This is a genomic window from Bacillus sp. MYb56, assembly GCF_002976445.1.
In the GTDB taxonomy this organism is placed as follows: domain Bacteria; phylum Bacillota; class Bacilli; order Bacillales; family Bacillaceae_G; genus Bacillus_A; species Bacillus_A mycoides.
This window is the reverse complement of record NZ_PCOH01000002.1, coordinates 313,422-327,587: the sequence shown is the minus strand read 5'-3', so window position 1 is coordinate 327,587 and position 14,166 is coordinate 313,422. Positions and strand designations below refer to the sequence as shown.

Below are 14,166 nucleotides of genomic sequence, written 5' to 3'. Positions count from 1 at the left end.
AAGTGTGCTCTTTTCCTTACTTATATTGTGATGGTGAAATGCGGTCTAGCCATAGTATGCCATCGTACTGTTCAATCGGCCTCAAAATTTCTTCGGATTTTTTAACGCCCCAGTGTCTTGCGGTAGTAGGAGTAAACATCCAAGATGTTTCAGGGCGATTGCTTTCTCCTTTTAAATTAACAAATACATTAGGATTTTGAGATGTTCGTAATATATTCTCGATACTTTGTTCAGCATGGTCTGTATCTATAGGGACTATTTTATTAAGGTCACTACTATCCCAACTATTTCCGCTATATGCATATACACCAATTGTGTACATTTGATCTTTTATCCGTTGAGGTAAATAATCAATCATATTGGGTGCTTTCAAATTGTTTTGTTGGAATTTGAACAAGTCGAGTATCATTTTTGAATTTTGTTTTCGGATATGGTAGTTATGTCCCCATACAATGATTTTTTTATTTTTGTATTGAATATCACTTAACCAAGCTAAAGATTGTCCCATCTTTTGATCTCGAATATAAAGAGATAGATCTGTAAGTTTAAAGTTTGTTGGATAAATAAAGTTTTTTTCTTTTACAGTAGCATCTTGGAGTGTTTTAATTGTATCAATGCGTATACTGATAGTCTTTTCTAATAGATTTACATCGTATGTATTTGATGGAGCTATCTTATTTAATTCGGCTTTATGTTGTTGAACAAACGTTTTAATTTTTTCATATTTCGCTATTACTTGCTGAACGTCCGCTTTATATTGTTCGTAGGGGTACTTATTATCTATAGATTCAATTTTCTCCTCTATATTGAGTAATTCTTTATGAGCTATTTCTATATCATTAGCAATTTCAGGATTAATTTTTTCTAACCATTCTTTTGCAAACTCAGGGAAATAAGAATACCATCTGAATTGAGTATCAAACCCTGTTAATATAAGAGGTGTTCCTTTTTCCTTTTGATCTTTTATATATTGAAAGAGCTCCAATATTTCTTCAGTATGCCAAACACCGTATAAAGATTTTTTCATAGCCTGCAAAGCAGTTAATTGGTCGAGATTTTGATTTACAGCATTTGCCTCCGCAAATCCTGTTTCAAATGCAATTACATCATATCCCATTTCTTCATGTAAATACTTAATCATACGTACTTTTGATTGGTTTATTTCCTTAGCACCATGTGTACTTTCACCCAGCAGAACAATTCGTTTATCCTTTATTTTTTCTTTTAAAAAGGATAAATCTTCATTTGTCTGTGCGTTTGGTTCGTTTAATTTTTGTGCATTTTCCTTTATCCATTCTTCCCATTTGGGCTGATCTTTCGGCTTCTCTTCAGCAGAAATCACAGATGTAAATGCTGTGAAAGCTAGAAGAGAAGTAACCATTCCTATTTTCCACTTAGTAAACACATATTTCCCCCCCATGAAACAATTTTGTTTTTTAATAGCGGTAGATACATCCAAATATCTACTGTTCTTCCACATATTTATATTAATTGATAATAACAAAAGAAACAATAAAAAAATTGAGAATATTCAAACTGGAATTAGATGATGAAGATTATTATTTTTATAAATTACTACGAGGTAGTTAACAACAAATAATGAATCAATAGTTAGAATAGTGGTTTTTATCTAAAAACATTGAAAGACTTGAGTGGATTTAGTAACCTTAATTTATAAATAATAGAGTGTAATTAGGTTAAGTGCATGTGAAAAAAGTTTTTTAGTGTACTTACTTGTAATTACAATTGCTTAATATCATAATCCAAAACTATATAAAGGTGGTACAAAATTGTGGATCTTACACTTAAAGTAGAGGAAACATGTTTTAATTACCGCGTCGGAGCAATTTGTAAATATGATAATAAAATACTTATCCTTCAAGACGAAGGGGAAAATTATTGGTACGTGCCAGGTGGACGAGTGAAAATGCTAGAAAATAGTGAGGACGCGTTAAAACGGGAGCTTGCAGAAGAAGTAGGTGTTCCTATTGAGGTGAAGAGATTAATATGGTCAGTAGAAAATTTCTTCACCCTTTCTGAGCGAAAGTTTCATGAGATTAGTTTTTATTATGAAGTAGAATTGCATGAATTACCTGCAAATGGGGCTGATCAATATATTCTAGAAGAAGAAGGTAGAAGGTATTTATTTATGTGGGTGCCGGTAGAAGAGTTAGATGCGTATAACTTACAGCCAGCGTTTATAAAAGATAAAGTAAAGGATATATCAATTCATACAGAACATATCGTTTTGCAAAAATAAGCGTGTTTGGAGGGGAAAACGGTGAAGGGGACTAAAAAAGAGATACATATAGATAATAAAGTCATTCGTTACACACATATCGAAAAAGGTTCTAATACAATCTGTTTTATGTTCTCAGGTTCAGGCTACAATTATGACAAGCCGTTATTTTATTATGCAACGATGCTTATGCTTGAAAATAAAATAGATGTAGTACATATTCATTATTCCTATGATGGACAGTTAATGGAAAAACCAATGGAAGAAGTAACGAAAGTAATGATGGATGATATTAATCCTATCATTAATGAAGTGCTAAGAAGTGGACAATACAAAGATTCGATGTTTTTAGGGAAATCACTCGGAACAATTCCCATTGCGAATGATTTAATGAAGAAAGAGGAATTTGCACAGTCAAAAATGATACTACTTACACCTTTACTGACGTTTGATTTGATTTTTGAGTCCATCTTACATAGTCATCACGACGGGCTTTTAGTAATTGGAGACAAAGATCATCAATATAATGCAAGTCAAATGGAGCGATTAGAGCAATCCAATTTAAAGATTGAGATTGTTAAAAATGCAAACCATTCTTTAAATGTTGGGGAATTTGAAACGGAGAATTCAATTGAAGCTATAGCGAAAGTAATAGAAAAACTTAAAGAAGTTGTTAGGACAAACTAATTTATCAACACATGCAAAAAGAGGTGCAAATTGCACCTCTCTTTTGTTTAATAAGCCTTCAAAACATGAAGCAAATAATCTTTCCGATTTAGCGGATTAAAGTCAACACGTTTTCGAGTAGGGAAGGGAGCCGTAAGTTTTGTGAAACCAGTTGGCTTTGTTATAAAGATACCTTCTCCTTCAGTAAATGAATGGAGTATTCGTTTAAAATCCTCTGTTTTTGCAACAGGTAATGATCCTGTTAACTGGTAAGAATCATTATTTAATATAGGCTCTACAAAAGTTGCTGGTATGGCAGCGAGCTTATACATTGTGGTACTAATTGCGTGCTCTGGTACAGTTAATTCAAATTCGTTTAATGGCTCATATACACATGTTTCAGCCCGTTTCAAAGCATCCATTAATACGAGCGGTGTTAAGTTTCTAAAGTCACTCGCTGTTGTAACAGGGCTTGCATAACCAGTATGTGTTAACGTGACGATAATGTCAGTAACTTCCCATCCGTATAATCCTTGTTTTAACGTTTGGAATACAGTATCTTCAATCGCTTTATGAAATGCTAAAGGCAGTGATCCAAGTTCGACACCTAAGTTATACGTTATCCCAGAGTTAAGCGCGCCACGTTCAACTTTGAACCCAATTGTTGCGTAAAATGGATTCGCTTTTTCGCCCATTACTTCAACGCTATTTCCTATACGAATTGGTTTTTCAATACATACAACTCGCGTGTTTGAAAAGGTAACTTGTAGACGGTATTTTTCATAAAGTGTTGTTTCAATAACTTCTTTTTGCACTTCACCGAAAAGGCGAATGTATAGTTCATTGTGAACATTGTCTTTCCAAACCTTAATGAGAGGATCTTCTTCGCATAGTTCCATAAGTGCAGCGTATAAATCATGAATTCGTTCTTTTTGTACTGCTTCAATAGCAGCTTCCATTTGTGGTTCGGCAAAGTGAATATCCTTTATATAATCCGTCCGTTCACCGATAATATCACCAATTTTAATATTCGTAAGTCCCCATACTTTGCAAAACTCTCCGCTATGAACAGTAGAAGATTGAACGGCATCTCCATTATGAAACATGCACATTTTTTTAATCTTTTCCTTATGTGGTAGAGACTCTCCACGCTGTATATCAACATATTTTCTAACGTGTAAACTACCTGAAAAAACTCTTACGTAAGCAATCTTTTCACCAGAAGGTTCACGTTCAATTTTAAAAACAACACCGGATAATGTTTTATCTTGCACCGGTTTATTAACTGGAATTAGCGCTGAAATATTTTCAAGTAGTTCAGTTACACCTACACCTGTCATTGCTGAACCAAAAAAGATGGGGAACACATTTGCTTGTTGCATTTGTTTTTCTAGTTCTTTTCTTAATAGTGTATCCGGTATTATTTCGTTATTTACATAGGATGCAAGCAATGATTCCTTATATGGCGCTAATAGTTCAATACAATCGTCATATGATTTATATTCAATAATATGAGCTTTCTTTGTTCCTTCGTTCTCTACAGAGTAGAAGGGGAATGCGTCATTTGAAAGGATTGCTTTTATTTGTTTCACAACTTTTTCAGTATTTGCGCCACTACGGTCTATTTTATTAACAAATAATATAGTAGGTATGTTTAATTTCTGTAATGTCCGCATTAAAATCTTCGTTTGTGCTTGCACACCTTCAACGGCAGATATAACTAAAATGGCACCGTCTAAAACACGGAATGATCGCTCCACTTCAGCGATAAAATCAGCATGTCCAGGTGTATCAATGACATTTACTTTTAAATCATCAATAAAGAAAGAAACGACCGATGCTTTAATCGTAATTCCGCGTTGTCTTTCTAATTCCATTGAGTCAGTTTGCGTATTGCCACTATCTACTCGGCCAACTTCTTTAATCACATTCGTTTCATAAAGAATACGCTCAGTCAAACTCGTCTTGCCAGCATCTACGTGCGCGACAATCCCTATATTTATTGTTGTCATATATAAATATCCTCATTTCATTTTCCATTTTTAATTCCTCATTTCTATTTGTGTATTGCCGCATTACAATCACTCTCCAGTCATTTAAATTATTACTATTATAATGTAATTTACATTTTTTGTAACGCGACAAAGCGCCTTAATTTGGAAAAAATAAAAATGAAAACAAAATGCTTGCATTCTAAATCGATATAGATTATATTAATTGACATATCAACTATTGATGCATCAAATGTTTTTTGTATTGGATGTAAAGGAGGGGTAATTTGACAAGTTCATGCTCAAAAGAAGCAATAATTTTATATAAATTACACTTTCTCAACAAAGAAGTAAGTTCGAAATTTGAAGGGTGTACGGGTATGAGTCAGTCTCGATTAGAGCTTATACTTCAGTTATTTGAAGTAGATGAAATTAGTCAAAAAGCACTTCAGCAAGAAGTAAATATTGATAATGCCGCGATTACGAGGCATTTAAAACAGCTGGAAGCAAACGGAATGATTACAAGACGTAAAAATCCAGATGATAACAGAATTACGTTAGTTTCTCTTACAGAAGAGGGACGAAATAAAATTCAAGTGTATCAAGAGGAAAAAGAGCGTTTCGCTACTTCAGCATTTAAAGGATTAAGTGAAGTAGAACGCGACAATCTTTTAACGATGTTAGACCGCATTCAAGAAAATATAAAAGAACTTTAAAAAAGGGAGAATACAACTATGACTAACTCAGTAAAAACAAATGATTTTAACGAAATTTTAACAGGACGCCGTTCAATCCGTAAGTACGATCCTTCAGTGAAAATTAGCAAAGAAGAAATGACTGAAATTCTTACAGAAGCAACACTTGCACCATCTTCAGTAAACATGCAACCATGGAGATTCTTAGTTATTGAAAGTGACGAAGCAAAAGCAACACTTGCGCCACTAGCGAAATTCAATCAATCTCAAGTAGAAACATCTTCAGCGATGATTGCTGTATTTGGTGACTTAAACAACTTTGATAACGCAGAAGAAATTTACGGTACAGCAGTAGAGCGCGGACTTATGCCAGCTGAAGTAAAAGAAGATCAAATGAAAAAACTTTCAGGTTACTTCTCAATGGTTACACCAGAAGTAATGAAAGATACTGTACTAATTGACGGTGGTCTTGTAGCGATGCAATTTATGTTAGCAGCACGTGCTCACGGCTATGATACTTGCCCAATTGGTGGATTTGAAAAAGACCAAATCGCAGAAGCTTTCGGATTAGACAAAGAGCGTCACGTACCAGTTATGTTAATTTCAATCGGAAAAGCTGCTGACAGTGGTTATCCATCAGTACGTCTTCCAATTGAAAAAGTTGCTGAGTGGAAGTAATTTTATAACAAAACAGAAATAAGTGAGATATGAGAGGGGAAACACCATGATTATTATTCACGCAATATTTCAAGTAGATCCAGCAAAACAACAATCATTTTTAGAAGAAATTCAGCCACTACTTCATGGTTCAAGAGAAGAAAGTGGAAATGTATCTTACGATTTATATAAAGATACTGAAAAAGAAAGTGTTTATACGATGGTAGAAGTATGGAAAGATGAAGCAGCAGTTGCGAGTCATAATACGAGTGAACACTTCACATCTTTCGTTAGTAAAGCATCACAGTTTTTAACTGCTCCGCTTGATATAAAGGTTTATAGCGGTGAACTAGTAAAATAATTAGGTAGAAAAAGATGACTTTAGCGTATGGCTGAGGTCATCTTTTTTATTTAGATAGGAATATATTTACTTCTAACGTAATGTGTTATAATTTGGAAAATAAATATTCTTAATTTTAAAAACATTTAAAGGTGGTAGTGAAATATATGAACATATTAAAGAAAATCACTAACAATATTTCAAAGGTCATTATAGGAAAAGATGAATCGATTGAACTAGCAGCTATAGCTCTTATAGCAAGAGGACATATTTTATTAGAAGATGTACCTGGGACAGGGAAAACAACATTAGCGAAAAGTTTGGCTAAAAGTGTGGACGCTAAGTTCCAAAGAATTCAATTTACAGCTGATACTTTGCCTGGAGATGTTATTGGACTCGAATATTTTGATGTGAAGGAATCGGATTTTAAAACGAGGTTAGGGCCTATTTTTGCAAATATAGTATTAGTAGATGAAATTAATCGAGCTGTGCCGAGAACGCAATCTTCGTTACTTGAAGTTATGGAAGAACGTACCGTTACGATTGCGAAACAGACACATTCATTACCAGAACCTTTTTTAGTTATTGCAACGCAAAATCCTCTTGAATCGGCGGGTACATTTCCTTTACCTGATGCTCAATTAGACCGATTTTTACTTACTATTCGACAAGGTTACCCTACGAGAGAAGCAGAAAAGGAAATGATGAATCGGTTCCAAACGAATGATCCATTAGAAACGCTACATTCTATTATTTCAAGTGAAGAAATAATAAATATACAAAAACGTGCAAGGGAAGTGTTAGTAGGGAATGATGTGCAAGATTATCTTCTTGAAATTATTGAAGCAACCCGTAAGCATGAGTTAATTGAAATTGGTGTAAGCCCGCGAGGCACATTGGCATTTATGCGGGCAATCCAAGCACGAGCAATATTAAATGAAAGAGATTACTGTACACCAGATGATATAAAACTACTAGCTGCATCCGTTTGTGCTCATCGTTTAACGTTAACGATTGAAGGGGAGATGAAAACGACAAAAGAACAAATCATGAAAGAAATTCTTCATACGATTAGTGTGCCAGTGGAGAATGTACGATGAATCAACAGCTTGTGTATACACCTTTAGCGGAGCCTTTCGTAATAGGAGTTATGTCAGTTGTAGCCGTTATTTTATGTGTATTTTCAAGTAATCTACTCATATTATCTCTCGTATTTTTGTATGTAATTTTAATAGGTACTATGCATGTATACATACGTAAAGTATCTCGTGTTGAATGGGAATACAGTCAAGGGAATTCAAACGTTTTTATAGGTGAAACGAATATGTGCAAAATAAAAATTTCAAACAAGTCGTTATTTCCTATTCTTAATATCGTATTTCGATTTAAATGTGAAAACAAGCTAACTTGGAATCATGATGAACTAAACAAAAATCATAGTACAGGTTCAAATTATTATTTGAATTTCAATATAAAAGGAGGAGAGGCAGTTTCATTTGATTTGCAAGCTGTAGCTTTAAAAAGAGGAATCGCGAAATGGGAAGAAGTTGAAATTGTTATTACTGATCCCTTTGGATTCATAACGAAACATATAACATATAAACAAGTTGATACGCCGTCCTATTTAGTTTTACCAGCCGTTCCGAAAATACAAGTTCCTGAATTACAAGAATGGTCACGCGGATTTCGAAAAGCGATGTCTTCTCCGCTATATGATGAAACGAAAGTAATGGGAGTGAAGTCTTATGAAAATGAAGATTTTCGTTCTATCCATTGGGGTGCAACAGCAAAAACAGGGACGATAACTGCGAAAAAATATGAACGAACACAATCTGATAAATACGCGATTTATCTCAATTTACAAAATAAAAGTGGCGTTTCTTTACGAAATGATATTGAAGAGCTTATTGAATTAACCGCAGGCATATGCAAACAACTGCTCATGCAAGATTGTTCATTTGAGTTATGGATTAACAGTGTGAAAGGTAACGGATTGTTACATGTAAAGAACGGGGATAATCGGAAACATTTGCAAAATGTATTAAAGATACTTGCCTCAATATCGGATCAAGATACGCCTGTATCTTCTACTTATTTTTACACAGCAGGATTTCGTCGTAAGGAATTGGATGCAGTTCCTTTAATTCTTGGTACTTCACCTAGGGAATATAGTAGAACGAATAAATGGATTGTAATTAAAGAATAAGAAAGGGCTTATGTCATGGTGAATAAAAAGCGGCATATGAAGGTGAAGTTGTGGAGTGTAAAAGCTTTAATCATACTTTTCTTTGCGGTTAGTGCGATAACGTTATCACAAGGTGTTGTGCATGTACAGGACATAGTAAAAGAGCGTTTTTTTAGTAAGACGGAGACAATATCAGAAAGAAATTATGATTTTACTAGTTTAGACGAACAGTTTGATGAACCTGAAAGAATTATAGATGAAGAAACAGGAGTTGTAGATACAAGAACAAAAATAGATAGGAAAATTCCACTTTTTGTACGAAAAAATTCATGGACTGATGTGTTTTCTGTTCTTTCAAATTCATGGATTAGTGTCGTTTTTTATGTAATTATTGCAGTGGTCATTCTATATGCTTTTTATAAATTAATGAGGAAAAAGGTAACGAAATCAGAAATAGAACAGGATAAACAATCGATAACAAAAGAAAATACGGATAGAACCGAAAAGAACAAGAAAGTGAAGCATCAGTTTGAACAGCCGTTACCTAAAGACACGATAAGGAAAACATTAGTTGAATGGGAAAGAACTTTACCATTTCACGAACAGCGAAGGCCCTATGAAACGATGCAACAATGGCTGAAAAGAATTTGTAGAACGATAGACATTATTCCAATATATGAGTCTGTTCGTTATGGTGAAAAGACGTATACGGAGTTAGATGTTAAGAAGACTATGCGGTGGATAGAGCGGGATGGAAAAGGGCGATATGAATAGTAGAATGTATTATATGAAAATAAAATGGTGGCTGAGTTAATCTGAATATGAAAGTTATATAAGTAAATAAAATTAGCTGTAAATTAATTTTATTTACTTATATTTAATTGCATGTTAATGTATACTTAATTTTTTAATATCTCTACCAATGGAAAAAGAATATACAAGCTATATGGAACTCTTTGTAGAGTATTGCTTCTTTAATTGTTCATGAGTATATCTTTGTTTTATTAATATAGAATGAAAAAAGGATACGTTAGAGCTAAACGATTAATGGGTAGCATGTTAATAAAAAATTACATGAGTTTAGTAAAAACTTATAATTTATTTTTAAGGGTGTGAAAATATAATGAAACCGGTATTGAAAAGCATACTTATTTCCTTTACTTTTTCTGCAGTAGGGATGTGTTGGCTGCTGTTCATGTTATTTAGAGGAGGCGGAGACTGGTTATTGTCTTGGATAGGTGTATTAATGGCATATTTATCTTTATACACTTTAATAGATTTATATTGTAAAAATACATACGAAAAAACATTAAATATAGTGCTTATAAAATCAACAGTTACTACCTTTAGTTTTGGAGTATTAGGAATCATATTTGGTATAATACACGAGCTATTAACACCATGGAGTCTCAGTTTAATGGTTTGGTATTGGTTGCTAACTCTACTTTTATTTTTAACGACCATAATATTATTAGTTAGTTTAGTATTTGTAAATCGTAAAGAGCAAAATTTCCCCGGGGTATATAGATTACTTATACTTCTAAATTTACTTCTTACGTTAGGACCAGTATTGTGGCCACTATTTCTTACTATTATTGGAAACGGCATGAATGCTAGTGCAGGATGGTAAAAGTGAATGAAATAAAAAGTTGATATAGGGTTTTAAGTATGTAAGTGAACGTGTTCTGATAAATTGAAAACACGTTCTTTTTTATTGTTAATCTTAATATGAACTCCTTAAATTTATAAGATAATTCGATTGAGAAAAAGATATGTTACTGGAACAAACATATATGTACCTTTGAAACGAACACAATTAATGAATCATCTTAAAAATAATAAAGACGAGGTGAAATGAAAATAAGGGCAGTTAAGTGGCTGTCTTTATTTTATATGCCCTTTTTATTTTCATGCATAGCTCTTTCTCAGTTTATCGTATCAAAATTTGAACGTAAGTATTTCGTAAGGAATGGATAAGAAAAAAGAGAGTTTTATCATATAGGATTAAAGTATAACTTGAATTAATCTTATATTAATAGAGGAGAGGGAGCCTTATGAAAAAATGTAATTCAATTAAGTTAGCAAGTTTGGCAGTTTTATTAGCGGGTACTACTCTATTCACACCAGGTTTTACTGTGAAAGCAGAGTCTGTTCAAAATTTATCTAGTCCGTCACAATCACATGATCAAAAGAATCGGAATGGTTGGAAACAAGTAATGCAGGAAACAGTACAGCTTGGAACCCCAGGAATATTAGCGAAGACGTCTAACAATGGAAAGATTAGTAGTTATACTGCTGGCGTCGCGGATTTAAATACAAAGAAAACAATGAAATCGGATTATCGTTTTCGGATTGGGAGTGTGACGAAGACTTTTACCGCTACGACTGTTCTTCAATTAGTAGGAGAAAATCGCGTGCAACTTGACGATCCAATTGAAAAGTGGCTACCGGGTCTCATTCAAGGTAATGGGTATGATGGCAATCAAATTACGATACGTCAACTTTTGAATCATACGAGTGGTATAGCTGAATACTTAAAGTCAAAAGATGCTGACATAATGAATTCGAGAAAAACGTATACAGCAGAAGAAATAGTGAAAATAGGACTTTCTCTACCTCCAGATTTTTCACCAGGTAAGGGATGGCTGTATTCAAACACAGGATACGTAATATTGGGAATGCTTATTGAAAAAATAACTGGAAATAGTTATGCGGAAGAAATTGAAAAGCGAATTATTGAACCTTTGGATCTGTCAAATACGTTTTTACCAGGGAATTCACCCGTTATTCCAGGAAAGGATCATGCTCGTGGTTATATGAAAATAGAAGAAACAAGTGAATTGAAAGACATGACGTATTATAATCCAAGTATAGCTAATTCAGCTGGAGATATGATTTCTAATGCGGACGATTTAAACAAATTCTTTTCATCTTTACTTGGAGGTAAGTTACTGAAGGAAAAGCAGCTAAAAGAAATGCTTACTACAGTTCCTACAGGGATTAAAGAACTTGGCCATGGATATGGTCTTGGAATCTATGAGACTAAGCTTCCAAACGGTGTTTCAGTTTGGGGGCATACAGGAGGGATTCCTGGATTTACCACTTTTGCTGGGGGAGCAATTGGAGGCAAACATACATTGGCTATTAGTATTAACTCTTTAGGTGCGATTGATATTAATACGCAGTTTAATAAAATGATGCAAATTGAATTTAAGAAATAGATGAAAAGAAAGCGAATGAGATACTGCTTTAAAGGACAGTATTAGCATTCATGGTATGGCAGCAATCAAGTATATGTAGAACATAAATACGGATACAAGTGTAATTCAATCTTATAGTTTAGTATAAAAAAGGATGTCGGTTACAAGACATCCTTTTTATTGAGGATCAAAGAGGTATGTTTGTAAATTTTGAAAATTGTCATTTTTGTAATCATTCCATATAATAAAGGGTATAGGGGATATACAGGGGAGTTATGAATGGAGAATACTTTAGTTAGTTAATTATTTTTGTTTTAATAAATAAAAGGAAATTGATGTGGAGTGAAATACATTGGGACAAAATCAGTTTAGATGGAGTAACACACAATTACGAGAACATGTTGAAGTAATAGATGGCACAAGAAGCCCGCACATTTTATTCAAGAATGCAACATATTTAAATTCCTATATGCGCGAGTGGGTGCAAGCAAATATTTGGGTCTATGATGACCGAATTATATATGTAGGAGAAAAATTACCAGAGCAAATACATGAATGTGAAGTCGTTGATTGTAATGGAAAGTATGTAGTTCCTAGTTACATAGAACCGCATGCACATCCATATCAATTATATAATCCAGAGACTTTAGCAAATTATGCGATGCAATTTGGGACAACGACTTTCATTAATGATAATTTAACTTTATTTTTCACGTTACAACGTGAAGTAGCATTTCGTTTATTAGATGAATTTGAAAAGATTCCAGCAAGTATGTATTGGTGGTGCCGTTTTGATGGACAAACTGAGCTGCAAAATGGTGAATCTTTATTTAATAGTGAAGAAATAATAGAGTGGCTAAAGCATGAAGCGGTTCTTCAAGGCGGCGAGTTAACAGCATGGCCAAAACTATTAAATGGCGATGATGAGATGTTAAATTGGGTACAGGAAACAAAGCGCTTACAGAAAAAAGTAGAAGGTCATTTTCCCGGTGCGTCTGAATCAACGTTAGCGAAGTTAAAGTTACTAGGTACTGATTGCGATCATGAAGCGATGACAGGACAGGAAGCATTAACACGCCTTATGCAAGGTTACACCGTTACTCTTAGAAACTCTTCTATCCGTCCAGATTTAGAAGTTTTACTGAAAGAATTGCTGGAATTAGGTGTCAAGCAATTTGATAGATTCATGTTCACAACAGATGGTTCACATCCGTCATTTTATGAAAACGGAATGACGAATAGGATGATAGAAATCGCGATAAAGCAAGGAATGCCAGTAATTGATGCCTATAATATGGCAAGCTATAACATTGCTCGTTATTATAATATGGAGCATTTACACGGCGCGATCGCGACAGGAAGAATTGCAAATATTAATATTTTGGAAAGTAAAGAAAATCCGATTCCAATAAGTGTAATTGCAAAGGGGAAATGGATGAAGCGTGACGGAATAAACAAAAATGCATCATTACATATAGACTGGAGTAAATTCAAAGTAACTCAATTATCATTAGACTGGTCTTTAAAGAAAGAAGATATGATTTTTTCTGAAACAACAGGTATAAAATTATTAAATGATGTTATTTCAAAACCATATGTAACTGAAATCGACTTAAACGGTGAAGAACTTTCTATTGAGCATGATGAATGTTTCCTTATGATGATTGCTCGTGATGGCACTTGGCGAGTGAATACAGTTGTGAAAGGTTTTACGAATGGATTAGGAGGTCTTGCTAGCTCTTATTCCGGTACAGGTGACATCATTCTTATTGGAAAAAGGAAAGAAGATATGCTTACAGCTTTTCATAGAGTAAAAGAGCTAGGTGGCGGTATAGTAATAGCGGAAAGAAATGAAGTGTTACACGAAATTGCATTACCATTGCTCGGGATTATGTCTAATTTGAAAATGAGTGAATTAATACAGAAAGAGAAAAAAATGGTGGAATTACTACAAGAGCGAGGATACACCTATAATGATCCAGCATTTACGATTTTATTCTTTTCTGCGACGCACTTGCCTTTTATACGGGTAACACCTATAGGATTATATGATGTGAAAAGTAGTAAGGTACTTGCTTCGCCGATGAAACTGATAAATCAATATTAAAAGGAAAGGTCCTATAAAAAATCTATTTTATAGGACCTTACTCATTCTTAGCATAAGAATATCCTAAACCTCAAATAATATAGTAT

The 14,166-nt window shown here is 33.8% G+C and carries 13 protein-coding genes; 11 read left to right on the top strand and 2 right to left on the bottom strand.

All coding sequences use genetic code 11. From position 1 onward, the window contains the following. Nucleotides 1-16: 16 nt before the first annotated feature. Nucleotides 17-1,405, bottom strand: coding sequence for an erythromycin esterase family protein (locus CQ058_RS04215; protein ID WP_087946974.1), 1,389 nt, complete (start codon nt 1,403-1,405; stop codon nt 17-19). Nucleotides 1,406-1,792: 387 nt separating this feature from the next. On the opposite strand from CQ058_RS04215, the gene CQ058_RS04210 reads away from it, so the two are divergent. Both CQ058_RS04210 and CQ058_RS04205 read left to right on the top strand, forming a co-directional pair. Then, complete coding sequence (locus tag CQ058_RS04210; protein ID WP_002190031.1) at nt 1,793-2,260, top strand: NUDIX hydrolase; 468 nt, start codon at nt 1,793-1,795, stop codon at nt 2,258-2,260. A 21-nt stretch (nt 2,261-2,281) separates the two neighbouring features. Then, on the top strand, nt 2,282-2,926 hold the full coding sequence (locus CQ058_RS04205; RefSeq protein WP_002190030.1) for a hypothetical protein: 645 nt from the start codon (nt 2,282-2,284) through the stop codon (nt 2,924-2,926). Nucleotides 2,927-2,973: 47 nt separating this feature from the next. On the opposite strand, the gene CQ058_RS04200 is transcribed toward CQ058_RS04205, so the two are convergent. Then, nucleotides 2,974-4,917, bottom strand: a complete 1,944-nt coding sequence (locus CQ058_RS04200; protein WP_002032917.1) for an elongation factor G — start codon at nt 4,915-4,917, stop codon at nt 2,974-2,976. Nucleotides 4,918-5,183: 266 nt separating this feature from the next. On the opposite strand from CQ058_RS04200, the gene CQ058_RS04190 reads away from it, so the two are divergent. The 9 genes from CQ058_RS04190 to CQ058_RS04150 all read left to right on the top strand — a co-directional run bounded on the left by CQ058_RS04190 (nt 5,184) and on the right by CQ058_RS04150 (nt 14,080). After that, the gene (locus CQ058_RS04190) at nt 5,184-5,612 is read left to right on the top strand and encodes a MarR family winged helix-turn-helix transcriptional regulator (RefSeq protein ID WP_105589482.1); all 429 of its coding nucleotides are present in this window, start codon (nt 5,184-5,186) and stop codon (nt 5,610-5,612) included. Between the two features lie 18 nt (nt 5,613-5,630). Further along, nucleotides 5,631-6,269 (top strand): nitroreductase family protein, encoded by a 639-nt coding sequence (locus CQ058_RS04185; protein ID WP_000185377.1) that lies wholly within the window; start codon nt 5,631-5,633, stop codon nt 6,267-6,269. Between the two features lie 46 nt (nt 6,270-6,315). Further along, nucleotides 6,316-6,609, top strand: a complete 294-nt coding sequence (locus tag CQ058_RS04180; protein WP_000583822.1) for a putative quinol monooxygenase — start codon at nt 6,316-6,318, stop codon at nt 6,607-6,609. Nucleotides 6,610-6,755: 146 nt separating this feature from the next. After that, nucleotides 6,756-7,688, top strand: a complete 933-nt coding sequence (locus tag CQ058_RS04175) for an AAA family ATPase (protein WP_001023371.1) — start codon at nt 6,756-6,758, stop codon at nt 7,686-7,688. After that, entirely contained in the window at nt 7,685-8,794 is a 1,110-nt protein-coding gene (locus CQ058_RS04170) for a DUF58 domain-containing protein (RefSeq protein ID WP_002190028.1), read from the top strand. The genes CQ058_RS04175 and CQ058_RS04170 overlap by 4 nt, the downstream gene beginning before the upstream one ends. A gap of 15 nt (nt 8,795-8,809) precedes the next feature. After that, nucleotides 8,810-9,547: a hypothetical protein gene (locus CQ058_RS04165; RefSeq protein WP_002192817.1), complete on the top strand. Its 738-nt coding sequence runs from the start codon at nt 8,810-8,812 to the stop codon at nt 9,545-9,547. Between the two features lie 349 nt (nt 9,548-9,896). After that, a complete protein-coding gene (locus CQ058_RS04160; RefSeq protein ID WP_002190026.1) occupies nt 9,897-10,403 on the top strand; it encodes a DUF3902 family protein in 507 nt (168 codons plus the stop codon). 424 nt (nt 10,404-10,827) lie between these two features. Then, nucleotides 10,828-11,994 carry a serine hydrolase domain-containing protein gene (locus CQ058_RS04155; RefSeq protein WP_002190025.1) on the top strand — a complete coding sequence of 389 codons (1,167 nt, stop codon included), beginning with the start codon at nt 10,828-10,830 and terminating at the stop codon, nt 11,992-11,994. A gap of 331 nt (nt 11,995-12,325) precedes the next feature. Beyond that, the gene (locus CQ058_RS04150) at nt 12,326-14,080 is read left to right on the top strand and encodes an adenine deaminase C-terminal domain-containing protein (RefSeq protein ID WP_002190024.1); all 1,755 of its coding nucleotides are present in this window, start codon (nt 12,326-12,328) and stop codon (nt 14,078-14,080) included. Nucleotides 14,081-14,166: the final 86 nt, after the last annotated feature.

What these genes read in the sequence shown, in the direction of transcription:
- CQ058_RS04200 (WP_002032917.1), bottom strand. Translation starts at nt 4,917, where the DNA reads ATGACAACAATAAATATAGGGATTGTCGCGCACGTAGATGCTGGCAAG.
- CQ058_RS04185 (WP_000185377.1), top strand. Translation starts at nt 5,631, where the DNA reads ATGACTAACTCAGTAAAAACAAATGATTTTAACGAAATTTTAACAGGA.
- CQ058_RS04180 (WP_000583822.1), top strand. Translation starts at nt 6,316, where the DNA reads ATGATTATTATTCACGCAATATTTCAAGTAGATCCAGCAAAACAACAA.
- CQ058_RS04175 (WP_001023371.1), top strand. Translation starts at nt 6,756, where the DNA reads ATGAACATATTAAAGAAAATCACTAACAATATTTCAAAGGTCATTATA.
- CQ058_RS04170 (WP_002190028.1), top strand. Translation starts at nt 7,685, where the DNA reads ATGAATCAACAGCTTGTGTATACACCTTTAGCGGAGCCTTTCGTAATA.
- CQ058_RS04165 (WP_002192817.1), top strand. Translation starts at nt 8,810, where the DNA reads ATGGTGAATAAAAAGCGGCATATGAAGGTGAAGTTGTGGAGTGTAAAA.
- CQ058_RS04160 (WP_002190026.1), top strand. Translation starts at nt 9,897, where the DNA reads ATGAAACCGGTATTGAAAAGCATACTTATTTCCTTTACTTTTTCTGCA.
- CQ058_RS04155 (WP_002190025.1), top strand. Translation starts at nt 10,828, where the DNA reads ATGAAAAAATGTAATTCAATTAAGTTAGCAAGTTTGGCAGTTTTATTA.